The organism is Pseudonocardia petroleophila, from assembly GCF_014235185.1.
GTDB lineage: Bacteria > Actinomycetota > Actinomycetes > Mycobacteriales > Pseudonocardiaceae > Pseudonocardia > Pseudonocardia petroleophila.
Map to the genome: position 1 here is coordinate 3195583 of NZ_CP060131.1, position 22305 is coordinate 3217887.

At 76.6% G+C, this 22305-nt stretch carries 24 protein-coding genes and 1 riboswitch; of the genes, 16 read left to right on the forward strand and 8 right to left on the reverse strand.

Annotated features, from left to right (window positions below; genetic code table 11):
* Positions 1–2 precede the first annotated feature (2 nt).
* Together H6H00_RS15910 and H6H00_RS15915 are read left to right on the forward strand one after the other, a co-directional pair.
* Entirely contained in the window at positions 3–1550 is a 1548-nt protein-coding gene (locus tag H6H00_RS15910; RefSeq protein ID WP_185722004.1) for a PEP-utilizing enzyme, read from the forward strand.
* A 54-nt stretch (positions 1551–1604) separates the two neighbouring features.
* Complete coding sequence (locus H6H00_RS15915; RefSeq protein WP_185722005.1) at positions 1605–2480, forward strand: AAA family ATPase; 876 nt, start codon at positions 1605–1607, stop codon at positions 2478–2480.
* Here H6H00_RS15915 and H6H00_RS15920 read toward each other — a convergent pair.
* Genes H6H00_RS15920 through H6H00_RS15935 form a run of 4 tightly spaced genes read right to left on the reverse strand, consistent with a single transcriptional unit; the run spans position 2477 to position 4310 of the window.
* Entirely contained in the window at positions 2477–2938 is a 462-nt protein-coding gene (locus H6H00_RS15920; protein ID WP_185722006.1) for a hypothetical protein, read from the reverse strand. The two genes, H6H00_RS15915 and H6H00_RS15920, sit on opposite strands and share 4 nt — an antisense overlap.
* Positions 2939–2947: 9 nt before the next feature.
* Positions 2948–3433: an SRPBCC domain-containing protein gene (locus H6H00_RS15925; protein ID WP_185722007.1), complete on the reverse strand. Its 486-nt coding sequence runs from the start codon at positions 3431–3433 to the stop codon at positions 2948–2950.
* A complete protein-coding gene (locus tag H6H00_RS15930) occupies positions 3430–3768 on the reverse strand; it encodes an ArsR/SmtB family transcription factor (protein ID WP_185722008.1) in 339 nt (112 codons plus the stop codon). The genes H6H00_RS15925 and H6H00_RS15930 overlap by 4 nt, the downstream gene beginning before the upstream one ends.
* A 32-nt stretch (positions 3769–3800) precedes the next feature.
* Positions 3801–4310, reverse strand: a complete 510-nt coding sequence (locus H6H00_RS15935; protein ID WP_255425786.1) for an ester cyclase — start codon at positions 4308–4310, stop codon at positions 3801–3803.
* 76 nt (positions 4311–4386) lie between these two features.
* Between H6H00_RS15935 and H6H00_RS15940 the strand changes: the two genes are divergently transcribed.
* On the forward strand, positions 4387–5037 hold the full coding sequence (locus H6H00_RS15940; protein ID WP_185722009.1) for a TetR/AcrR family transcriptional regulator: 651 nt from the start codon (positions 4387–4389) through the stop codon (positions 5035–5037).
* Here H6H00_RS15940 and H6H00_RS15945 read toward each other — a convergent pair.
* Genes H6H00_RS15945 through H6H00_RS15955 form a run of 3 tightly spaced genes read right to left on the reverse strand, consistent with a single transcriptional unit; the run spans position 5003 to position 8150 of the window.
* On the reverse strand, positions 5003–6475 hold the full coding sequence (locus tag H6H00_RS15945) for a DUF4153 domain-containing protein (protein WP_185722010.1): 1473 nt from the start codon (positions 6473–6475) through the stop codon (positions 5003–5005). The genes H6H00_RS15940 and H6H00_RS15945 overlap by 35 nt on opposite strands.
* Positions 6472–7473, reverse strand: a complete 1002-nt coding sequence (locus tag H6H00_RS15950; protein ID WP_185722486.1) for a HAMP domain-containing sensor histidine kinase — start codon at positions 7471–7473, stop codon at positions 6472–6474. The genes H6H00_RS15945 and H6H00_RS15950 overlap by 4 nt, the downstream gene beginning before the upstream one ends.
* Positions 7473–8150 carry a response regulator transcription factor gene (locus H6H00_RS15955; RefSeq protein ID WP_185722011.1) on the reverse strand — a complete coding sequence of 226 codons (678 nt, stop codon included), beginning with the start codon at positions 8148–8150 and terminating at the stop codon, positions 7473–7475. Before H6H00_RS15955 ends, H6H00_RS15950 begins: the two co-directional genes overlap by 1 nt.
* Positions 8151–8278: 128 nt before the next feature.
* On the opposite strand from H6H00_RS15955, the gene H6H00_RS15960 reads away from it, so the two are divergent.
* From H6H00_RS15960 to H6H00_RS16020, 13 genes are all read left to right on the forward strand, one after another.
* Positions 8279–8641, forward strand: a complete 363-nt coding sequence (locus H6H00_RS15960) for an SPW repeat domain-containing protein (RefSeq protein ID WP_185722012.1) — start codon at positions 8279–8281, stop codon at positions 8639–8641.
* 79 nt (positions 8642–8720) lie between these two features.
* The gene (locus H6H00_RS15965; RefSeq protein WP_185722013.1) at positions 8721–9290 is read left to right on the forward strand and encodes a TetR/AcrR family transcriptional regulator; all 570 of its coding nucleotides are present in this window, start codon (positions 8721–8723) and stop codon (positions 9288–9290) included.
* A 37-nt stretch (positions 9291–9327) separates the two neighbouring features.
* Positions 9328–10761 carry a vWA domain-containing protein gene (locus H6H00_RS15970; protein WP_185722014.1) on the forward strand — a complete coding sequence of 478 codons (1434 nt, stop codon included), beginning with the start codon at positions 9328–9330 and terminating at the stop codon, positions 10759–10761.
* Between the two features lie 46 nt (positions 10762–10807).
* Positions 10808–12244, forward strand: a complete 1437-nt coding sequence (locus tag H6H00_RS15975; protein WP_185722015.1) for a M20/M25/M40 family metallo-hydrolase — start codon at positions 10808–10810, stop codon at positions 12242–12244.
* A 101-nt stretch (positions 12245–12345) separates the two neighbouring features.
* The gene (locus tag H6H00_RS15980) at positions 12346–12969 is read left to right on the forward strand and encodes an alpha-ketoglutarate-dependent dioxygenase AlkB (RefSeq protein WP_255425787.1); all 624 of its coding nucleotides are present in this window, start codon (positions 12346–12348) and stop codon (positions 12967–12969) included.
* A gap of 14 nt (positions 12970–12983) precedes the next feature.
* Complete coding sequence (gene nadD / locus H6H00_RS15985; RefSeq protein WP_185722017.1) at positions 12984–13580, forward strand: nicotinate-nucleotide adenylyltransferase; 597 nt, start codon at positions 12984–12986, stop codon at positions 13578–13580.
* Positions 13577–14386 carry an ATP-binding protein gene (locus H6H00_RS15990; protein ID WP_185722018.1) on the forward strand — a complete coding sequence of 270 codons (810 nt, stop codon included), beginning with the start codon at positions 13577–13579 and terminating at the stop codon, positions 14384–14386. The genes nadD and H6H00_RS15990 overlap by 4 nt, the downstream gene beginning before the upstream one ends.
* A gap of 95 nt (positions 14387–14481) precedes the next feature.
* Positions 14482–14868 carry a ribosome silencing factor gene (gene rsfS / locus H6H00_RS15995; protein ID WP_185722019.1) on the forward strand — a complete coding sequence of 129 codons (387 nt, stop codon included), beginning with the start codon at positions 14482–14484 and terminating at the stop codon, positions 14866–14868.
* The gene (locus H6H00_RS16000) at positions 14865–15491 is read left to right on the forward strand and encodes a histidine phosphatase family protein (RefSeq protein ID WP_185722020.1); all 627 of its coding nucleotides are present in this window, start codon (positions 14865–14867) and stop codon (positions 15489–15491) included. The genes rsfS and H6H00_RS16000 overlap by 4 nt, the downstream gene beginning before the upstream one ends.
* Positions 15488–16216, forward strand: coding sequence for a diglucosylglycerate octanoyltransferase (gene octT / locus H6H00_RS16005; RefSeq protein ID WP_185722021.1), 729 nt, complete (start codon positions 15488–15490; stop codon positions 16214–16216). The genes H6H00_RS16000 and octT overlap by 4 nt, the downstream gene beginning before the upstream one ends.
* Positions 16217–16225: 9 nt before the next feature.
* On the forward strand, positions 16226–17092 hold the full coding sequence (locus H6H00_RS16010; RefSeq protein ID WP_185722022.1) for a DegV family protein: 867 nt from the start codon (positions 16226–16228) through the stop codon (positions 17090–17092).
* A gap of 444 nt (positions 17093–17536) precedes the next feature.
* Positions 17537–18556 carry a ComEA family DNA-binding protein gene (locus H6H00_RS16015; RefSeq protein WP_185722023.1) on the forward strand — a complete coding sequence of 340 codons (1020 nt, stop codon included), beginning with the start codon at positions 17537–17539 and terminating at the stop codon, positions 18554–18556.
* The gene (locus H6H00_RS16020; protein WP_185722024.1) at positions 18553–20988 is read left to right on the forward strand and encodes a ComEC/Rec2 family competence protein; all 2436 of its coding nucleotides are present in this window, start codon (positions 18553–18555) and stop codon (positions 20986–20988) included. The genes H6H00_RS16015 and H6H00_RS16020 overlap by 4 nt, the downstream gene beginning before the upstream one ends.
* Here H6H00_RS16020 and thrC read toward each other — a convergent pair.
* Positions 20894–22174, reverse strand: coding sequence for a threonine synthase (gene thrC / locus H6H00_RS16025; protein WP_439653257.1), 1281 nt, complete (start codon positions 22172–22174; stop codon positions 20894–20896). The two genes, H6H00_RS16020 and thrC, sit on opposite strands and share 95 nt — an antisense overlap.
* Positions 22168–22304, reverse strand: a riboswitch (SAM riboswitch). (Overlaps the previous gene by 7 nt.)
* Position 22305 lies beyond the last annotated feature (1 nt).

Here is a 22305-nt window from a genome sequence, read left to right on the forward strand (position 1 = left end):
CCATGCCGCACACCGACGCAGTGACCGTCCCGCCCGGATCCTGGGCCCGTGACGCCGACCACCAGACCGGTCCGATGGTGCCCCTGTGGGCCTCGGTCTGGTGCGAGCCCTACACGCGGGGGTTCGCCGAGGCGTTCGCCCGCTGGGGCTACCTCGGCGAGGGCATCGCCGCCGTCCCGATCGGCGGGTGGTGCTTCGTCGGGTTCCGGCCGCTCGCCGACCCCGGCCTGGTGCCGGTCCGGATCGCCCGCGCGGCCGAGGCCGCGGCCGCCGACGAGCACCTGCGCGCGGCCCGCGACTGGGCCGAGGTCACCGGTCCGGGCTTCGAGCGACAGCTGCGGCGCCTGGCCGCCGAGGCCGGTCCGGGCCGTCCGGAGGGGGCGGGCCGGCTGGAGGGGGCGGCCCGGCTCGTCCGGGAGCTCGTCCGCGTCCGGTTCGCGACCACGTCCGGCGTCCAGGAGCTCGTGGTGGAGTGGGTGCTGCGGGCGGGGGAGCGCCACGGCTGGAGCGCGGAACGGGCGCTGGCGCTGGCGGCCGGGCCGGCCCGGCTCGTCACGGACCTGCGGGACGTGCTGGCCGCGGTCGGGGCGTCCCCGGCGCTGGCCGCCCGGCTCGACGCGGGCGAGCGCCCGACGCTCGACGACCTGCGCGCCGACCCGGGCGTCGCCGCGGCCGTCGCCGCCCACCTCGACCGCCGCGGCGACACGCTCCTGCAGCTCGACCTCGCCGGTCCGACGCTCGCCGAGCAGCCGGAGCACCTGACGGGGGCGGTGGCCGCCGCGTGGGCGCAGTACCGCCGCCCGCCCGTCGACCGCTCGGCGGAGGAGGCCCTGCTCGACGCCGACGACCGCGCGGCGCTGGAGCGGGCGCGGGTCGCCTACCCGCAGCGCGACGACGGCGGCGACCTCCTGACGCGCGGGCTGGGCCTGCTGCGCCGGGTCGCCCTCGACGCCGGCGCCGCGCTCGGCCTGCCCGCCCCGTCCGACGCGCTGCTGCTCACCGCCGAGGAGCTGGCCGGTGCGCTCCGCCGCGGGCACGCCGACGCCGGCCTGGTCGAGCAGCGCCGCGCGGCGCACCAGCACGCGCTCGCGCACCCGCCGCCGCTGACCGTCGGCGACCCGCCCGCCCCGCCGCCCGACCCGTCGGGGCTGCCCGCCCCGGCGGCGCGCGCGATGCAGCGCCTGGGTGGGTTCGTCGCCCTGATGACCGGGTCGCCCGCGCCGGACGGGCCCGGGACCGTGACGGGCGCACCGGCGTCGGCCGGCCGGTACACCGGCGTCGCGCGGGTGGTGCGCACCGTCGACGAGGCCTGCGAACTCGAGACCGGCGAGGTGCTGGTCTGCCCGGTCACCGCCCCGGCGTGGAACCTGGCGATGGGCCGGGCGGGTGCCCTGGTCTGCGACATCGGCGGCCAGCTCTCGCACGCCGCGATCACCGCCCGGGAGCTCGGCATCCCCGCGGTCGTGGGCTGCCGCACCGCCACGGCCGTCCTGCGCACCGGGGACCTCGTCACCGTCGACGGCGCCGCGGGCACCGTGCACCGCGGCTGAGGGGTTCGCGACACAGCCCGGGCGCTCCGGCGGCCCGCAGTGCAGGATGGGCGCGTGAGTGCTCCCCAGTCGCCGCTGTTCGGGTCGGTGGCCGATGTGGCCGAGCGGTTGGCCGGGGTCGGCTACCTCGCCTCCACGGCCGTCGCCACCACCGTCTACCTCGCCGACCGGCTCGGCAAGCCGCTGCTCGTCGAGGGGCCGGCGGGGGTCGGCAAGACCGAGCTGGCCAAGGCCGTCGCGCAGGCCACGGGATCGGGCCTGGTGCGGCTGCAGTGCTACGAGGGCATCGACGAGGCCCGCGCGCTCTACGAGTGGAACCACGCCAAGCAGCTCCTGCGCATCACCGCGGGCCAGGGGACGGAGTCCTGGGACGCCACCCGCGACGACGTGTTCTCCGAGGAGTTCCTGCTGCCCCGCCCGCTGCTCACGGCGATCCGGCGCAGCGACCCGACGGTCCTGCTGATCGACGAGATGGACAAGGCCGACGTCGAGGTCGAGGGGCTGCTGCTGGAGGTGCTGTCGGACTTCCAGGTGACGGTGCCGGAGATGGGCACGATCAGCGCCACCCGCCGGCCGTTCGTGCTGCTCACCTCGAACTCCACGCGCGAGCTCTCCGAGGCGCTCAAGCGCCGCTGCCTGTTCCTGCACCTCGACTTCCCCGACGCCGACCTGGAGCGCCGCATCGTCGCCTCCCGGGTGCCGGAGCTGACCGAGGCGCTGGTCGACGCGCTGGTCCGCACGGTGCGCGTGCTGCGGACCCTGGAGCTGCGCAAGTCGCCGAGCGTCGCCGAGACGATCGACTGGGGTCGCACCCTGCTCGCGCTGGGCCTCGACACCCTCGACGACGACGCCGTGCGCGCCACCCTCGGCGTGGTCCTCAAGCACCAGTCCGACACGGTGAAGGCCGCCGCCGAACTGCGCCTGAACTAGTAGAACTGCACGTTCGCGCCGGTCCGAAGACATCGGGCGGAACGGCCCGCGCGGGCAGGCTCATCCGCATGACGAACTCGATCCTCATCCTGATGCTCACGGGATTCGCGCTGGTGGCGCTGATGGCCGTGGTCGTGACGCTCACCGACCGCACCGGTCGTGGTCGGCGGCGGGAGATCGCCGCCGACCGCCGCCAGGCGTGGGAGCGGTCGGTGCAGCCGATCGCCGGGTGACGGTGCCGGCTCCTGCCGCTCGTCCTGCACCTGGACCTCGATGCGCGCGGCCACCGCGGCCGGGTGCCACAGCTCGTCGAACGGGCCCATGAGCGAGTAGCCGCCCGAGCCGCCCCGGCGGCGGACGCGGCGCGCCAGCAGGGCCAGTCCGGCGACGGGCCCGGCGACCGCGGCGAGGGCGAGCACCACCGCCACGATCTCGGACCCCGCCACGATCCCGGACACGGGACCAGGCTAGCGGCCCGACCCGACGGCGGTCCGCTCCACGAACGCGGCGAGCTGCCCGGCGACCGACCCCCAGCCCTCGGCGAACCCGAGCTCCGCGTGCCGGGCCCGGTCGGCCGGGTTCCCGTGCCGGACGAGGATCCGGTAGTCGGTGCCGTCCGGGTGCTCGCCCAGCGTGATCTCGGCCGTCATGGGCACCGGGGCGGGGAGGGCGGGTCGCCAGGCGCTGTCGATCGCGTTCGTGAACACGATCCGCTCCCCGTCGTCGACGACGAGGAAGACCGCCTCCATGTGCGGGTCGAACCGCTGCCCGTCCTCGCTCATCTGCGTCACGAACGCGCCGCCGGGCCGGACCTCCAGGCGCTCGACGCGGCACACCGTCGGGGCCGGGATCCACCACTGCTCCAGGCGGGACGGATCGGTCCACGCGCTCCACACGGCGTCGCGCGGGGCGCGGATGACGCGCTGCAGGGTCAGGTCGAGATCGGGGTTCATCGTCGTTCCTCCGTGGGGTCGGTGAGGAGCTGCTCGAGCCGGTCGGTGCGGCCCTCCCAGATGCGGCGCTGCTCGGCGAGCCAGTCGTCGACGAGCGCGAGCCGGCCGGGGCGCAGCGTGCAGGTGCGCACCCGGCCGTGCTTGGCCGTGCTGATCAGGCCGGTGGTCTCCAGCACCCGCAGGTGCTTCATGAACGACGGCAGGGTCATCGGGAACCCGCCGGCGAGGTCGCCGACGCTCGACGGGCCGCGGCCCAGGCGCCTGACGACGTCGCGCCGCGTCGGGTCGGCGAGCGCGACGAGCACGCCGTCGAGCTCGGTCGAATACTGTGCCACGAGGCTAAGTGTTGCACGTGAGAACAGTCAGCTCAAGGGCTCACTGTTCGTCGGGCCCGCCGCGTCGCCAGCAGCATGCGGACGAGGTAGGCGGGGGACGGGGGCGACCAGCCGAGCTGCCGCGACGTGCCCAGGTCGTCGCGGTTCGCCCAGTGCTCCACGACCTTCCCGTCCACGACGCGGAACCAGTGCGTCTGGGTGGTCGCGAAGGACCGGCCGGTGGCCGGGAACGCCTGCTCCGGGCGGCCGTCGGCGCCGTAGCCGACGAACGTGCCGGTCTGGCGCCCGGACATGGTCGTGCGCACGACGACCAGGTCGCCGTCGACCGCCGTCTCGTGGACCTCCCAGGCCAGGTCGTCGAAGATCCCGCGCATCCACTCCGCGGTCGCGTGGAAGGCCGCGGGCCCCCGGCCGCGGCAGGCGGGCGGCTCGGCGACGGCCTCGCGGTTGACGGCGTCGGGATGCACCACCTCCGCGAACTCGGCGAGCGACCCGCGGGCCATCAGGTGGATCGAGCGGACGGCGGCGTCGGTACTGGTCACGGTCGCTCCCGGGGTTACGATGGAACCTGCTTCAATCCATTTGAACGCAGTTCCACACGATGAGCAAGGAGTGCGCGTGGCCCGTCGCTACTCCTCGACCCTGCGCGCCGAGCAGACCGCGCAGGCCCGCCGGCGCATCCTCGACGCCGCGCACGCCGCGTTCACCGGCAACGGCTACGCGGGCACCACGCTGGCGGGTGTCGCGGAGGCGGCGGGGGTGAGCGTCCAGACCGTCTACAACGCGGTCGGTGGGAAGCCGGCGCTGCTCAAGGCGGTCTACGACGTGGCGCTCGCCGGTGACGACGAGCCGGTGCCGATGGCGCAGCGCCCCGCGGTGCGGGCGATGCTCGCCGCCGCCGACGGCCGCGAGTGCCTGGCCCTCTACGCGGCGGCGGCCCGCGCGATCGGCGAGCGCACCCAGCCGGTCCTCACGGTGCTGCTGACCGCGGGCGAGGCCGACCTGCAGGCGTTGGCCGACACCGTCGAGGACGAGCGGGCCGCGGGCACGCGGGCCGTCGCCGGACATCTGGCGCAGCGGTTCGGGCTGCGCGACGGGCTCGCCGTCGAGGACGCCGCGGCCGTGCTGTGGGCCCTCACCGCCCCCGACCTCGCCGACCGCCTGGTCCGCCGTCGCGGCTGGGGCTGGGACCGGTTCGAGGCCTGGCTGGGGCGGACGATGGCCGACGCCGTGTTCAGTACGGCGACACGCAGCCCCGCGACGGGGTGACCCCCGCCAGCACGCCCTCGGCCCGCGCCCGGCTGACGTTCGCCGACCGCCAGTCGCCCCCGGACCCCGTGCGCGCCGCGATCGGGCCGAGCGCGCAGGTCCGCAGCGGCTCGGGCAGCCCGGCCAGCGCCGGCACCGCGTCGGCCGAGAGCTCCGCGAGGTAGGCGACGTCGACCTGCCCGGTCGCCGCGTACCGCGCCACGTTCTGCTCGGCGACGAAGCGCTCCGGGTCGAGCCCGGCCAGCGCCACCAGCGCGACCGCCCCGGCGACGACCATCCCGCGCAGCGGCCGCCGCGGGCGCCGGGCCAGCACCGTGCCGAGCACGAGCAGGAACCCGAGCCCGAGCCACAGCTCGCAGGCCAGGACGAGCAGCCGCAGCACCGTGAACCCGTAGGCCTCCTGGTAGAGCCACATCCGGCTCAGCGCCGACGCGACGATCACCAGCGACAGCACGGCGAGCGCCCCGAGCAGGCCGCGCCGCCCGGCCCGCCGCGGCGCCCAGCGGGCCCCCAGGACGATCACGCCGAGCGCGAGGACCGTCACCGCGAGGAGCTGCCAGAAGCCGCTGCGGGCGTACTCGGCGTAGGTGAGCCCGGTCGTGCCGAGCACGTGGGCGTCGGAGCCGAAGAGCGTGGCGAACTGCACCGCGACGAACACCGCGAACAGCCCCACCAGCGACCCGACGGGCAGGGCCCACTCCACCGGCCGCAGCCGCGACGGCGGCACGAGCCGCGGCTGCGGCGGGTCCGGCGGGGCGACGAGCAGGAAGCAGGCGCCGACCGTGCCCGCCGCGCCCAGCCCGGACAGCCAGAGCACCCGCGCGACGCCGTCGACGTCCCAGGCGGGGAGCAGCCCGTCGACGAGACCGGAGAACGCGGCGTCGGCCGAGGCGAGCAGCGCCCCGAAGACCGCGACCAGCCCGGTCCCGACGACCGCGGAGAGCGCCAGCCGCAGGTCGACGCGCGCCACGGACAGGCCGCGACCGGCCCAGCGCAGGCCCCGCAGCGCCGCCACCGGCAGCACCAGCGCACCGGTGACGACGCCGCGGAAGGAGCGCCCGCCGACGGCGAGCGACCCCGCCGCGCACGCCGCCGGCAGGCAGATCGAGACCAGCCACTCCGCGTCGCGGACGGCGGCCACCCCGGCGAGCGCGACGGCGAGCAGCCCCCACGCGGCGTCGACGGGGTGCGGCGGGCGGCGGATCACCCAGGTCGTCGCGGCCAGCACCAGCGCGGCGACGACCCAGCCGACCCCGGGGGCGTCCTCGGGCACCGCGACCGCGAGCCCCGCCCCTCCGGCGACCGCGGCCCCCAGCACCGCCCGCGGTGCGGGCGCGGACGGGCCGGCCCAGCGCACCGGGAACAGGGGAGGGGTCGGGGGCAGCAGGCCCTCCGGCGGCGCGGCGGGCGCCTTCGTCAGGTCGACGGGCGCGCTCACGCCGGCACCGTCGCACCGGAACCGGGCAGGGTCACGCGGATGCGGCACCCGGGGCCGGAGGGGGCGACCGCGATCCGGCCCCCGTGCAGGTCGACGACCCAGCGGGCGATGGCCAGCCCCAGCCCCGTCCCGCCGCCCACGGCCCGCTCGCCGCGGATGAACCGCCCGAACACCCGCTCCCGGTCCTCCGGGGCGATCCCCGGGCCCTCGTCGCGCACCTCGATCACGATGTCCCCTCCCTCGCGCCGTCCGCTGACGTGCACCTCGCTGCCGGGCGGTCCGTGCCGCGCCGCGTTGTCGAGCAGGTTGACCAGCACCTGGTGCAGCCGTTCCGGGTCGGCGTGCACCGTCGTCCCCTCCGGGACGTCCACGCGGAACGCGATCCCGCGCCCGGCCATCCGCGCGGTCACCCCGGCCTCGGCCACCGCGTCGGCGAGCAGGGGCTCGAGCTCGCCGTCGCGGCACGCCAGCACGGAGGTGCCGGCGTCGATCCGCGACAGGTCGAGCAGCTCGGTGACCAGCCGCCCCAGCCGCTGCGTCTGGGCGAGCGCGGTGTCGAGCGCGGCGGGCTCGGCCACCCCGTCGACGACGTTCTCCAGCACCGCCTGCAGCGCCGCGATCGGCGTGCGCAGCTCGTGGGAGACGTTCGCGATCAGCTCGCGCCGCTGCTGGTCGGCGGCCTCCAGGTCGGTCGCCATCCGGTTGAACGCGGCGGCGAGCTGGCCCACCTCGTCGCGGGAGGTGGCGCGGACGCGCCGGGAGTAGTCGCCCGACGCCATCGCGCGCGCCGCCTCGATCATCTCGCGGACCGGGCGCGTCATCCCGTTGCCGAGGACCTGCGCGGTGAGCAGCACCAGCGCGATCGTGACCAGCGTCGTGGAGATCGGCGGCTGCCAGCGGAACTCGAACCACAGGTACGCCAGGCCGACCCCGCCGGAGGCGAGCAGCAGGATGCTGATCTTCAGCTTGATCGACCGCACCCGGTCCAGCGGGCGCATCACGCGGGCACCTCGCACGCGTAGCCGACGCCGTGCACGGTCCGGATGAGGTCGGCGCCGAGCTTGCGGCGCAGCGCCTTGACGTGCGAGTCGACGGTCCGGGCGCCCGCGCCGTCCGACCAGCCCCACACCGTCGCCAGCAGCGCCTCCCGCGAGACGACGGTGCGCGGGCGCCCGGCCAGGTGCACGAGCAGGTCGAACTCCAGCGGCGTCAGGTGCGCGGCGGTCCCGGCCCGGCTGACGTGCCGGGTCGCGGTGTCGATCTCCAGCTCGCCCAGCACGATGCGGGTCTCCGCGCGCTCCCGGGCCCGGTCCACGCGGCGCAGCAGCGCGTGCACCCGCGCGGCCAGCTCACGGATGGAGAACGGCTTGGTCAGGTAGTCGTCGGCGCCGACGGCGAGCCCGACGAGCAGGTCGGTCTCGGCGTCGCGCGCGGTGAGCATCAGCACCGGGATCGGGCGCCGGGCCTGGATGCGGCGGCACACCTCGAGCCCGTCGAAGCCGGGGAGCATGACGTCGAGCACGACGAGGTCCGGCTCGACGGCCTCGAACGCCGCCATGGCCGACGGCCCGTCCCGCGCCACGTCGACCGCGAACCCCTCGGACCGCAGCCGCGCCGCCACGGACGCGGCGATCGTCGGCTCGTCGTCGACGACCAGAACCCTGCGCTGAGCCATGGCAGGGAACCTACTGACGATCCGTGGAGGGGTCCCGGAGCCGATGTGGAGATCCTGTGGAGGCGTCTTGACCGGGCGGCCAATCAAGGCGTAGAACGGAGGCATCCTCACGAGGGAAGGTGATCGCGATGACCCCGAGGTCATGGCAGCGGTGGCAGGACTGGGCGGTAGTGGTGATCGGCGTGCTCACGGCGTTGACGCCGGTCGTGGCGGCGACCAGCACCGCCGCGGTGTGGACGCTGGTCGTGTTCGGCGTCCTCGTCGCGGCCACCGGGCTCTGGTCGCTGGCCCGGCCGGGTTCGGCGGCCAGCGAGTACGTCCACGTGGCACTCGGCGTGCTGCTGTTCATCTCGCCCTGGGTGTTCGCGTACACCGCGTTCGCCGGGGCGGCGTGGACGTCCTGGGTGGCCGGTGTGCTGGTCGTCGGCGCGGGGCTCGCCGCCCTGCCCGCGGCCACCGCGCAGCACCGCGGGCTGGCCGGGCAGCACTGACCGCAGGACCGACGGGGCCGTGGCGCGCGTGCGCCGCGGCCCCGTCGCCGGATCCGGGGGTGCCCGTCAGGATGTACCCGTGACCGACGAGCCGGGGGCACGCGACCGGATACTGGCCGCGGCCGAGGAGCTGTTCGCCCGCGACGGCTTCGACGCCACCCCGACCTCCCGCATCGCGGAGCGGGCCGGGGTCCCCAAGGGCCTCGTGCACTACTACTTCCGGCGCAAGCCCGACCTGCTGACCGCGCTGGTCGGGCGGCTGCCGTCGGACGTCGTCGACCCGGCCGAGGTCGTGGTCGCCGGCGACGTCGCCGCGAGCCTGCACCGCCTCGTCGACGCCCTCGACCGCGCGCTCGACGCCTCCGCCGTGCTCTCCCACCTGCTCTGGCGCGAGGCCGACACCCATCCCGCGGTGCTCGCCGAGCTGGAGGACCGCTTCGACCGGCTCGTCGGGGTGATCCGGGCGGTCGTCTCGGCGGCCCGCCCGGCCGGCGCCCCGCCCGCCGACGTCGACAGCGCGGCCCAGCTCCTCGCGGCCGCCGTCAGCCACCGGCACTCGGTGGCCCGGCACGCCGACGACGGCCAGGACGCCATGCACCGCGAGCTGCGGTTCCTCGCCGCCGCGCTGGCCGCCGGGGCGGGCGCCTGACCTGGCCCCCACCCCCTCGCCGGGGCAGGATGGGGTGATGGACACCGCGGTGCGCATCGCCCACGACCACGGCCTGCCCGGCCACCTGGTCGACTTCGTGGCCGCCCTGCGCCGGCACGGCGTGGCCGTCGGGCCGGGGGAGACGGTCGACGCCGCGCGCGTGCTCGGCGCGCTGGACCTGATGCACCGCGAGCACCTGCGCGAGGGACTCGCGGCGGCGCTGCTGCGCCGCTCCGGGCAGCGCCAGGTGTTCGACACCCTCTTCGAGCTGTACTTCCCGGCCGCGCTCGGTGCCGGCAGCGGCGAGGTCGAGGTGCCGCGCGTCGACGACGCCGAGGACGGCCCCGTCGACGTCGACGCGCTGCGCGACATCCTGGCCGACCTGCTGCGCGACGGCGACACCGACGCGCTCGCGGAGCTGGCCCGCGCCGTCGTCGACGCGCTGGGCAACTCCGGAGCGCAGGGCAACGGGATCCGCGGGGCGGGCGGGCAGCCAAGCTGGTCGGCCTACCAGGCGCTGCGGATGCTCTCCCCGGAGACGCTGCTGGCCCGGATCATGGACGAGCTGCGGGCCGGCGGCGGCGAGGAGGGCGGCTTCGCCGACGAGGTGCTGCGCCGCGAGATCCGCGACCGGATCGCCGCGTTCCGGCAGATGATCACCGACGAGGTGCGCCGCCGGACGGCGGAGACGCGCGGCCGCGAGCAGGTGGCGAAGACGGCGGTGCCCAAGCAGACCGAGCAGGTCGAGTTCCTCTCCGCCCACGCGGAGCAGCTCACGGCGCTGCGCCGCACCGTGCACCCGCTCGCGCGGCGGCTCGCGAGCCGGCTCGCCGTGCGCCGCAAGCACGCGAAGCGCGGCACCCTGGACATGCGCCGCACGCTGCGCCGCTCGATGTCCACCGGCGGGGTCCCGATGCGCCCGGCGTACCGGACGCGCCGCCCCGGCCGCCCCGAGCTGGTGATCCTGTGCGACGTCTCCGGCTCCGTCGCCGGGTTCAGCCACTTCACGCTGCTGCTGGTGCAGGCCCTGCGCGAGCAGTTCTCCAAGGTGCGCGTGTTCGCCTTCGTCGAGCGCGCCGACGAGGTGACGCACCTGTTCGAGCCCGGGGCCGAGCTGTCCGGGGTCATGCAGCGGGTGCTGCGGGAGGCCGAGCTCGTCGCGTTCGACGGCCACAGCGACTACGGCAGCTCCTTCGGCGGCTTCGCCGAGCACTGGGGGGAGGCGATCACGTCGAAGACGTCGCTGCTGGTCCTCGGCGACGGCCGCACCAACTACCGCGACCCCAACCTCACGGTGCTCCGGCGGCTGGTCGGCGCGGCCCGGCACGCGCACTGGCTCAACCCCGAGCCGCGGCGGCAGTGGGGCAGCGGCGACTCCGCCGCCCTGCGCTACGCCGACGTCCTCCCCATGCACGAGTGCCGCACGGCCGCCCAGCTGGCCGATGTGGTGGAGGCCCTGCTCCCGATCTGACCGGAGGATTTGACGACCGTGATCGCGGTCGGCAGGGTCGCCCCGCATGGGGACCCGCGCGAAGCTCATCGCCGCCGTCGCACTCGTCGGGCTCGCGGCCTCGGTGGTGGCGATCGTGGCCTCCGCCCCGGACTGCGACGACGCCGCGCCCGCCGACGCCGCGGCGCTGGTCGACTGCGTCACCGTGGACGACGTCCGGGCCCACCAGCGCGCCCTGCAGGACATCGCCGACGCGAACGGCGGCAACCGCGCGTCGGGGACGCCGGGGTACGACGCCTCGGTCGCCTACGTCGCCGAGCAGGCCCGCGCGGCCGGGCTGACGGTCACGACGCGGGACTTCGAGTTCCCGTTCTTCCAGGTCGAGAGCGAGTCGCTGGCGCGAGGCGGGCAGGACTACGTCGCGGGCACCGACTTCGCGACGATGGCGTTCTCCGGCAGCGGCGACGTCAGCGGCACCGCGGTGCCCGTCGACCTGCAGATCCCGCCGGCCGGGTCGTCCACCAGCGGCTGCGAGCCCGCCGACTTCGACGACTTCCCCCCGGGCGCGATCGCGCTCCTGCAGCGCGGCACCTGCCCGTTCGGGGTCAAGGCGGCCAACGCGGCCGACGCGGGGGCGCGCGGTGCGGTGATCGTCAACTCCGGGGAGACGCCGGAGAACTCCGCGGTGCTGCAGGGCACCCTCGGCGGGCCGGTCGCGATCCCCGTCGTCGGGGCGACCTCCGCGCTGGCCGACGAGCTGGCCGAGGCCCGCGTCACGCTCGCGACCGTCACGGTGAACGAGACCCGCTCGTCCACCAACGTCCTCGCCGAGACCACCGGCGGCACGGGGGACCGCGTGCTGATGGTCGGCGCCCACCTCGACTCGGTGCCCGAGGGGCCCGGCATCAACGACAACGGCAGCGGCAGCGCCGCGATCCTCGCCGTCGCGCAGCGGATGGCGGCCGCGTCGACCGAGCGCACCGTGCGGTTCGCCTGGTGGGGATCGGAGGAGCTGGGCCTGCTCGGCGCCACCGACTACGTCGCGACGCTGCCCGGCCCCGAGGCCGAGCGGATCGACGCCTACCTCAACTTCGACATGGTCGGCTCGCCCAACGCCGTCCGCTTCGTCTACGACGGCGACGACTCCGACGCCGAGGGCGCCCCCGCCGGCCCCGACGGCTCGGCGGGGATCGAGGACGTGTTCGAGGCCTTCTACGACGGGCGCGGGCTCGCCCACGAGGGCACCGACTTCGACGGCCGCTCCGACTACGGGCCGTTCATCGAGGCCGGCATCCCGGCGGGCGGGCTGTTCACCGGGGCGGAGGACGTGAAGACGCCGGAGCAGGCGGCCGCCTACGGCGGGGAGGCCGGGGCGGCGTACGACCCCTGCTACCACGCGGCGTGCGACACCTACGACAACGTCGACGTCGACGTGCTCGACCAGAACACCGACGCGATCGCCGACGCCGTCTTCCGCCTGGCCACGGCCCCGCCCGGCACCTGACCGGTCCGACGCCGCCCCCGGTGCCCTCCGCGCCCGCACCGGATCCCGGTCATGGCGAGAGGTGCTCGAACTGATGTTCGATGTCGGGTACCGTCGCAGGCGTGGACCTCGCCTGGCAGCCCTCGCTCCTCGACGGACCCGCGATCGAGGTCGACGCCGGGTTCCCCGCGCTGCGCCGCCGCGAGCTGGGCGACGGCGCCTGGGTCGACCACGCACCCGCCTGGCTGCACGGCGCCGACGCCCTGTTCGCCGATCTCCTGGCCACCACGCCGTGGGGTGCGCAGCGCCAGGTCCGGATGTACGACCGCGTGCTCCCCGAGCCGCGGCTGACGCACCGCTGGGAGTCCGGCGAGGCCCCGGACCCGTTGCGCGCGATGGCGGCGCGGCTGGGGGAGCGCTACGGCGTCGCGTTCACGCAGGTCGGCGTCAACCTCTACCGCGACGGGGCCGACAGCGTCGCCTGGCACGGCGACCGGGTGGCGCGCGAGCTGCCGTCGTCGACCGTCGCGCTCGTGTCGCTGGGCGCGGTGCGCCCGTTCCGGCTGCGCCCGTCCCCGCTGGGCCGTCCCCACGGCGGCGGGGCGTCGGTCGGGTTCCTCCCCGGCCCGGGCGACCTGCTGGTCATGGGCGGGTCGTGCCAGCGCACCTGGCAGCACGCCGTGCCGAAGTGCGCGGTCGCGGGCCCGCGGATCAGCATCCAGTTCCGCCACGCCCACCAGCGCTGATTACCCTTCGGCGGGTGCAGCGGAAGATCGGTGTGATGGGTGGGACGTTCGACCCGATCCACCACGGCCACCTCGTGGCCGCCAGCGAGGTCGCCGACCGCTTCGGCCTGGACGAGGTCGTCTTCGTCCCCACCGGGCAGCCGTGGCAGAAGGGCGCTCGGCCGGTCAGCGCCGCCGAGGAGCGCTACCTGATGACGGTGGTCGCCACCGCGTCGAACCCGCGGTTCACCGTGAGCCGCGTCGACATCGACCGCGGCGGGCCGACCTACACCAAGGACACGCTCACCGACCTGCGGGCCGCGATGCCCGACGCGTCGCTGTACTTCATCACCGGCGCCGACGCGCTCGGGGCGATCCTGTCCTGGCGCGACGTCGAGGACCTGTTCGCCCTCGCGCACTTCGTCGGCGTCACCCGGCCCGGCTACGAGCTGGAGGACGACCACCTGCCCGACGGCGCCGTCACCCTCGTCGAGGTGCCCGCAATGGCCATCTCGTCCACCGACTGCCGGCGCCGGGTCGCGGAGGGGCACCCTGTCTGGTACCTGGTACCGGACGGCGTGGTGCAGTACATCGCGAAGCGGGGGCTCTACCGGGAGGGGGATCCGGCGTGACGAAGCCGATCATCGGCACGGCGGCCGGGCTGGCCAAGCTGGCGGCCGAGGCGGGGCGCGACGCGCTCGGCGCCGTCACCGAGGCACGGGGGAAGCGGTTCCCGCTCGTCGTCGTGACGGGGGCGGCCGGCTCGGGCAAGACCGTGCTGGCCCAGCACCTGCAGCGGTCGCGGCTGCGCAGCTACACGCCGTCGGCGGCGCGGTCGGAGCAGGAGGAGCACATCGACCAGCCGCTGTGGCGCGGCCGCGGCGTGCGGTTCCGGGTCGTGCCCGGGCACGGCGAGGGCGGCGTCCGGTATGCCTCGCTGGCCCGGCTGCTGCACACCGAGCCCGTCGTCGGCGTCGTGCACGTCGTCGCCAACGGGTTCCGCAGCCGGCGCGACGACGGCGCCGAGCCGGCCACCGCGGCGCTGTCGCTCGACGACCTGCTCGCCCAGCAGCGCCTGCAGGAGCAGGCGGAGCTGGAGGAGACGCTGACCCACCTCAAGATGGCGATCTCGGCCCACCGCAGGCCGCGCTGGCTGGTGCTGGCGCTGGCCAAGAGCGACCTCTACGCGGCCGACCTGCCCGATCTGCGGGAGACGCACGGGCCCGGCGGCTCGTCGTCGACGGCGCAGAGCATCGACGCGCTGCGCTCGTTCGTCGGCACCGGGGGCCTGCGCTGGGAGGCGCTGCCCGTCGCGACCTGGCTGGAGGACTACCGCTGGCACGACGAGGTGCGCCCCACCGGCATCGACGTCGCGCAGCGCGACGAGCTGCTCCGGGTGTTCCGCGAGCGCATCTCCGCGCTCGTCGGCCACGTCTGACGGGTGGGACGGCGCCCGGCGTCCGGGCTCGTCGGCCCCGCCTGGGACACTGGGGTCCTAGGCCGGGTGGATCCACCCGCAGGAGAGGGGACCGGGTGACCGCCACCGACCAGGCGCTCGACATGGCACGCGTGGCCGTCGGGGCCGCAGCCGACAAGCTGGCCCAGGACATCGTCGTGCTCGACGTGTCCGAGCAGCTCGTGATCACCGACTGCTTCGTGATCGCCTCGGCGCCCAACGAGCGGCAGGTGCAGGCGATTGTCGACGAGGTCGAGGAGAAGCTGCGGCTGCACGGCGCCAAGCCGACGCGCCGCGAGGGCACGCGCGAGGGCCGCTGGGTGCTGCTCGACTTCGTCGACGTCGTCGTGCACGTCCAGCACACCGAGGAGCGCGGCTTCTACGGCCTCGACCGGCTGTGGAAGGACTGTCCGCGGATCGACTTCCCCGAAGCGGCCGCCCCCACCGGCGCCGGAGCGGAGTGACGCTCCGTCAGCTCGTGCTCCTGCGGCACGGGCAGACCGACCACAACGCCACCGGCCGGATGCAGGGTCACCACGACTCCCACCTCACGCCGGAGGGCTTCGCGCAGGCCGAGGTGGTCGCGCCCGAGGTCGCCCGGCTCAAGCCCGCGCGGCTGATCAGCTCCGACCTGCGCCGGGCCGCCGACACGGCCGGGGTGGTGGCCGCCGCGTGCGGCCTGTCCGTCGAGATCGACCCGCGGCTGCGCGAGACGCACCTGGGCGACTGGCAGGGCCGCACCGTCGAGGAGATCGAGGCGCAGTGGCCCGGCGCGATCGCCACCTGGCGCCAGGACCCGTCGTGGGCGCCGCCCGGGGGCGAGTCGCGGATCGAGGTCGTGCGCCGCACCACCCCCGTCGTCGACGAGCTGGACGACTCGATGGCCGACGGCCCCGAGTCGTCGACGGCGGTGCTGGTCGCGCACGGCGGCATGATCGCCGGACTGGTCTGCGGGCTGCTGGCCATGCCGATCGAGTCCTGGCCCGCGATCGGCGGCATCGGCAACTGCCGGTGGGCCGCCCTCGCGCGCCGCGCCGACCACCCGCGCTGGCGGCTCGTCGGCTACAACGTGGGCACCGAGGGGTGAGCCCTCGGCTGCTGGTGTTCGGCGACTCGCTGAGCTTCCACGGCCCGGACCGCGCCGAACCCGCCGACGAGCCCCGCCTGTGGCCCAACCTCGCCGCGACGGAGCTGGGCGGGCACGCCGACCTCGTCGCCGGCATCGGCTGGACGGCCCGGCACGCCTGGCACGCGCTGACGACCGATCCGCGCGTGTGGGCGCTGCTGCCGCGCGTCGACGCGCTGGTGCTCGCGATCGGCGGGATGGACACGCTCCCGTCGCCGCTGCCGACGGCGCTGCGCGAGCTCATCCCCGTGCTGCGCCCGGAGGCGCTGCGCCGCCGGGTCCGCTCCGGCTACCTGCGCGCCCAGCCGCGGCTCGCGCGCGCGTTCGCGCGGACGCTGCCCGGCGGCGGGCCGGTCGCCCTGCCGCCGCACCTCACCGTCGCCCACCTGGAGCGCTGCCGGCGGGCGGTGCTGGCGATCCGGCCGGGCATCCCCGTGATCGCGACCGTGCCGCCGGTCCACCGCGCCGCCGTCTACGGCCCGGTGCACCCGGGCCGGCCCGCCGCCGAGCGGGCGGTGCGCGCGTGGGCGGGACCGGCCGGGGTGGCGCTGATCGACCTGCGGGCGGTCGTCGGCGACCACGTCCTCGGCGGGCACGGCAACCCCGACGGCATGCACTGGGGCTGGGACGGCCACGCCGCGGTCGGTCGGGCCTGCGCGGAGACCGTGCGCGCGCTCTTGCCCTAGTGTCCTGTCGTGTCCGTTTCCGTGGTGACCGACTCCACCGCCTACCTGCCGCCCGGGGTCGCGGCGGCGCGCGGGGTGCGGGTGGTGCCCCTGGAGGTGCGGCTCGGTGCGCGCACCGGGCGCGAGGGCGTCGACATCGACACCGCGACGCTGTCGGCCGCGCTCGCCGACCACCGCGTCGACGTGCAGACCTCCCGGCCCACCCCGGCCCAGTTCGCCGCCTGCTACCGCGAGGCCCTCGACGCGGGCGCGCGGTCGGTGGTGTCGGTGCACCTGTCGCGGGAGCTGTCCGGGACCTGGGAGGCGGCCCGGATGGCGGCCGAGGAGGTCGGCCCGGACCGGGTGCGGGTCGTCGACTCGCGGGCGGCCGCGATGGGGCTCGGGTACGCCGTGCTGGCCGCCGTCGACGCCGCGGAGGCGGGCCGGTCCGGGGCCGAGGTCGAGGCGGCCGCGGCCGACGTCGCCGCGCGCTGCCGGGTGTTCTTCTCCGTCGACACGCTCGACCGCCTGCGCCGCGGCGGCCGCATCGGCGCCGCCGCCGCGTTCCTGGGCACGGCGCTCGCGGTCAAGCCGCTGCTGCACGTCGTGCAGGGGCGGATCGTGCCGCTGGAGAAGGTGCGGACGACCGCCCGCGCGGCCCAGCGGCTCGTCGACCTCGCGGTGCGCGCGGCGGGCGACGGCCCCGTCGACCTCGCGGTGCACCACCTCGGCGCCGCCGCCCGCGCGGAGGAGGTGGCGGCCCGGCTGCGCGAGCGGGTGCCGGCCGTCGCCCGGCTGCTGGTGTCGGAGGTCGGGGCGGTGATCGGCGCGCACGTCGGGCTCGGGCTGCTCGGTGTGGTCGTGGTGCCGCAGGACCCGCCCCGCGGCGGTCCCTGACGCCCCGCGCCCGGCGGTGTCCCCCACCGGCCGGCGCGCCGGGCCCCGTCGCACGAGCCCGTGTGATCGGCCGGAGGGTGGGCGACGGCGGCGTCGGACCGGGTTCGCGGCCCCGATCCTGCGTCGCGTGAGCGGAACCGGGTCGCTGTTCCGGGGCCGACGGGGAGCAACACGGTTCCGTTCGGCTGTGGGCGGGCGGGCCGGGCGCTCGCACCGGCTGCAGGCCCGCGCGCCGAGCCACCACGCCTCCCCGCGGAGATCCCCGCCGGCCGGTTCCACGCCGCGGCGGATCCGCCCCGGCGGGCACACGCCGGGGCCTCCATCGTGGCGGCGCGGGGCGACAGCGGGCGGCGTCCGTGGGCAGGTTGTCCACATCGCGGGTCGGCCGTCCACAGCGGAGCGACTCGTCGGTCCGACGGGCCCGAGCGGTCCTAGCGTCGGGGCGTGGCCAGACGCGAACCCTCCGGTGGCCGGCTGGCCTCGGCGCTCGGGCCGCCGGTCCGGCCCGAGCGCATGCCGCCGGACGGCACGTGGCCGCCGGTCCTGCGCGAGCCGACCTCGCGCGGGCTGGACCCACCGACGGTGCCGTTGCCGCTCGCGGGCCGGTACCCGCCGTCCGGTGCGCTCGGCGCGGGTCGGCCACCAGGCGGCCGCGCGGGTGCCGTCGACCTCCCGGCCCCCGACGACGTCCCGTCCACCGGCCAGCGGGACGACCCGTGGACCGGGCCGGACGGCGCCGGGGCGGCTCCGTCCGGCCGGTCGGGTGTGCGCTCGCGGATCCTGTCGGCGCTGGTCCCGGCCGCGTGGCGCGGGGCCCGGGTCGATCCCGGCCGCCCGGGGGCGAAGGCGCTGGCGCTGGTCGCCGCCCTGGCCGCGGTGGTCGCGGCGGTGGGAGTGTGGACGGACCGGCCGCGCACCGAACCGGTCGCCGCGCTCCCGGCCGTCGTGGTCACCGACGCCCCGGACTCCCCGGGCACCGCGAGCGCTCCGGCCGGCGCGGCACCGGCGGAACCGGCCGGGCCGCTGGTGCTCAGCGTCTCGGGGAAGGTCGCGCGGCCCGGCCTGATCGAGCTGCCCGACGGCTCCCGCGTCGCCGACGCCCTGGAGGCCGCGGGCGGCGCCCTGCCCGGCACCGACCTGTCCTCGCTCAACCTGGCCCGCCGCGTCGTCGACGGGGAGCAGATCGCGGTCGGGGTGCCTCCCGCCGCGGACGCCGCACCCGTGTCGGGCGGCACCGCAGGCCCGGCCGCGGGGGAGGGCGCGGCCACCGGCGGTCCGGTCGACCTCAACACCGCCACGGAGTCCCAGCTCGACTCCCTGCCCGGCGTCGGGCCGGTCACCGCGCAGCGGATCCTGGAGTGGCGCGAGCGCAACGGGCGGTTCACCCGCGTCGAGCAGCTGCGCGAGATCGAGGGGATCGGCGAGCGGCGCTTCGCCCAGCTCCGCGAGCTGGTGGTCGTGTGAGCCCGCCGGAGCCCGGCCGCCGCCCGCCCGACCTGCGGCTGGTCCCCGCCGCGCTGGCGGCCTGGGCGGTCGTGCTCGTCGGGCTGGGTCCGGGCCCCGTCGCGGCGTCCGTGGTCGCCGGGCTCGCGGCGGTCGCGGGCGGGGTGGGTCTGCGCCGCCGGTCGTCGGGGCTGCTCGCCGTCGCGGCGTGCGCGGCCGCGGCCGGGCTGGTCGTGGCCGCGCACGGCGTGCTGGTCGAGCAGCACCCGCTCCGTGCGGCGGCGCAGGCGGGGGCGGCCGCCACGCTGCGGGTCGTCACCACCGACGATCCGCGTCCGGTCCGGGCCGCGGTGCCGGGCTCGCCGCAGGTGCTGGTCGAGGCCGGGCTCGAGCACGCCGACGCGACCGGCGGCAGCTGGGACACCGGGGGCCGGGTGCTGCTCGTCGCGCCCGCCGACGGCTGGGCGGGCCTGCTGCCCGGCCAGGCCCTGACGGCGCAGGGCCTGCTGGCGCCCGCCGGGCGCAGCGACCTCACCGTCGCGGTGCTGCGGGTCCGCGGCGCCCCGGCCGACGTCACCGTCCCGCCCTGGTGGCAGACCGGGGCCGGGGCGCTGCGCGCGGGCCTGCGCGACGCCGCGGCCACGCTCCCGGACGCCCCGGGCGGGCTGCTGCCGGGCCTCGCGGTGGGCGACACGACCCGGATGCCCACGGAGGTCGAGGACGACTTCCGGGCCTCCGGCCTCACCCACCTCACGGCGGTGTCCGGGGCGAACCTCGCGATCGTGGCGGGGGCGGTGCTCGCCCTGCTGCGGCTGTTCCGGACCGATCCGCGCTGGTCCGCGGCGGCGGGCGGGCTGGCGGTGCTCGGGTTCGTCGTGCTGGCCCGGCCCTCGCCGAGCGTGGTGCGGGCCGCGGCGATGGGTGCCGTCGTGCTGCTCGCCCTCGCGCTGGGCCGCGGCCGGTCGGCGGTGCCCGCGCTCGCCGTCGCGGTGCTCGCGCTGCTGCTGGCCGACCCCGCGCTGGCCGTCGACCCGGGGTTCGCGCTGTCGGTGCTGGCCACCGGCGCACTCGTCCTGGTCGCGCCCGGCTGGGCCGCCGCGCTGCGCCGCCGCCGGCTGCCGACGTGGGCCGCGGAGGCGCTCGTCGTGCCCGCGGCCGCCTTCCTGGCCACGGCGCCGGTCGTGGCGGGGCTGTCCGGACAGGTCGCCCCGGTCGCGGTGCTGGCCAACCTGCTCGCCGTGCCGGCCGTCGCCCCCGCGACGGTGCTCGGGGTGCTGGCCGCCCTCGTCTCGCCCGTCAGCCCGGCGGTGGCGCAGCTGTGCGCCTGGCTGGCCTGGCCGTTCGCGGGCTGGCTGGTGGAGGTGGCCGACCGGGCCGCCGCCGTCCCGGACGCCGCGCTGCCCTGGCCCGACGGCGTCCTCGGCGGCCTGCTGCTGACGCTCGTCCTGCTCGTGCTGGTGGTGTTCTGGCGGGCCCCGCGCGGCCGGGCGGTGCTGCTCGCCGTCCTGCTCGGGCTGGCACTCGTGCTCGTGCCGACCCGGGTCGTCCCGCCGGGCTGGCCGCCCGCGGGCTGGGCGGTGGTGGCCTGCGACGTCGGGCAGGGCGACGCGATCGTCCTCGCCACCGCGGAGCCGGGGCGGGCGGTGCTGGTCGACGCCGGGCCGGACACCGGGCCCGTCGACGCCTGCCTCGACCGCCTCGGGGTGCGGAGTCTGGCCCTGGTCGTGCTCAGCCACCTGCACGCCGACCACATCGGTGGTCTCGACGGTGCACTGCGGGGGCGCTCGACCGGCGGGGTGGCGGTCGGGCCGGTGCGGGCCCCGCGCGGCGGGCTGGCCGCCGTCGCGGAGTCGGCGGCCGAGCACGGGGCACCGGTCGTCGGGCTCGTCGCCGGGCAGCGCCTGGAGTGGCCGGGCCTGACGCTCGACGTGCTCGCCCCGCGACACCCGGACCCGTTCGTCGACCCCGACGACGGCACCGCCGTCAACGACGGGTCGGTGGTGCTGCGCGCGAGCACCCCGGCCGGCACGGTCCTGCTCACCGGCGACGTCGAGCTGGCCGCGCAGGCCGACCTGGTGTCCGCGGGGGTCGACCTGCGCGCCGAGATCCTCAAGATGCCGCACCACGGCAGCCGCTACACCAGCGTCGAGTTCCTCAACGCCGTCGCCCCGCGCGCGGTGCTGGTGAGCGTGGGCCAGGGCAACAGCTACCGCCATCCCGATCCCGGACTCGTCGGCGCGCTGGAGCGGGCCGGGATCGTGGTGGCGCGCACGGACCGGTCGGGGGACGTCGCCGTGCTCGGTTCCGACGAGCTGGTCCGGCGCGGGGACCCCCTGCCGGCCCGGCGCCGGAGGCGGGTCAGCGTCCGGCGAGGGCCTCGCGCACCGCCGCGCTCGTGGCGGGCACGGTGGCGGTCGGGCCGATCTGGCCGGCCACGGCGTCGAGGGTCTTGAGGCCGTCGCCGGTGATCAGCAGGACGGTCTCGGCGTCGGGGTCGAGCTTGCCCTCGGCGAGCAGCTTGCGGGTCGTCGCCACGGTGACGCCGCCCGCGGTCTCGGCGAAGACGCCCTCGGTGCGGGCCAGCAGCCGGATGCCCTCCACGACCTCCTCGTCGCTGACGTGGCCGACCGCGCCGCCGGTGCGGCGGACCGTGTCGAGGACGTAGGGGCCGTCGGCGGGGTTGCCGATCGCGAGCGAGCGGGCGATGGTGTCGGGCCGCACCGGCTGGATCCAGTCGTTGCCGTCGGCGAACGCCTTCGCCACGGGGGAGCAGCCGGTGGCCTGGGCGCCGAACACCGTGTAGGGGGTGGGTTCCACCAGCCCGAGCGTGCCGAACTCCTGGAAGCCCTTGTCGACCTTCGTCAGCTGCGACCCCGACGCCACCGGGATCACGATCTGCTCCGGCAGGCGCCAGCCGAGCTGCTCGGCGACCTCGTAGCCCAGGGTCTTGGAGCCCTCGGCGTAGTACGGGCGCACGTTGACGTTGACGAACGCCCAGTCCTCGTGCTCGGCCGCGAGCTCGGTGGCCAGGCGGTTGACGTCGTCGTAGTTGCCGTCGACGGCGAGCAGCGTGCCGTCGTACACCGCGGTGGTGAGCACCTTCGCCTGCTCGAGCGACTTCGGGATCAGGACGACGGAGTCCCACCCGGCGCGGGCGGCCGCGGCGGCGACGGCGTTGGCGAGGTTGCCGGTGGAGGGGCAGCACAGGACGGTGAACCCCAGCTCGCGGGCCGCGGCGAGCGCGACGGCGACCACGCGGTCCTTGAACGAGTGCGTCGGGTTGCCGGTGTCGTCCTTGACCCACAGGTTGCGGATGCCCAGCGCGGCGCCGAGCCGGTCGGCCTTGATCAGGCGGGTGAGGCCGGGCTCGGTGTTGGGGTGCTCCTGCACGGCGGACGGCACGGGCAGCAGGCCGCGGTAGCGCCAGATGGAGCGGGGGCCCGCCTCGATGGAGGCCCGGGTGACGTCACCGAACTCGTAGGCGATCTCGAGGGGGCCGAAGCACTGGGGGCACGCGAACTCCGCGGCGAGCGGGATCTGGTGGCCGCACTCCCGACAGGACAGGGCGCGTGCGGGGCCCAGGTCGAAGGACGTGGGCGTGGTGATGTCGGCAAGCAGCGACATTGAAGAACTCCTCATCTTCCCCGCACCGTGCGGGTCGGAATTGGCACCGTGATCGAGCACGCCGTCCGATGGATCGGACGCTGGACGTGTCTCGCCGGTTGCCGGGGCTTCAACGGGCCGTTCCCTCTGCCCCTCTGGATGAGCCA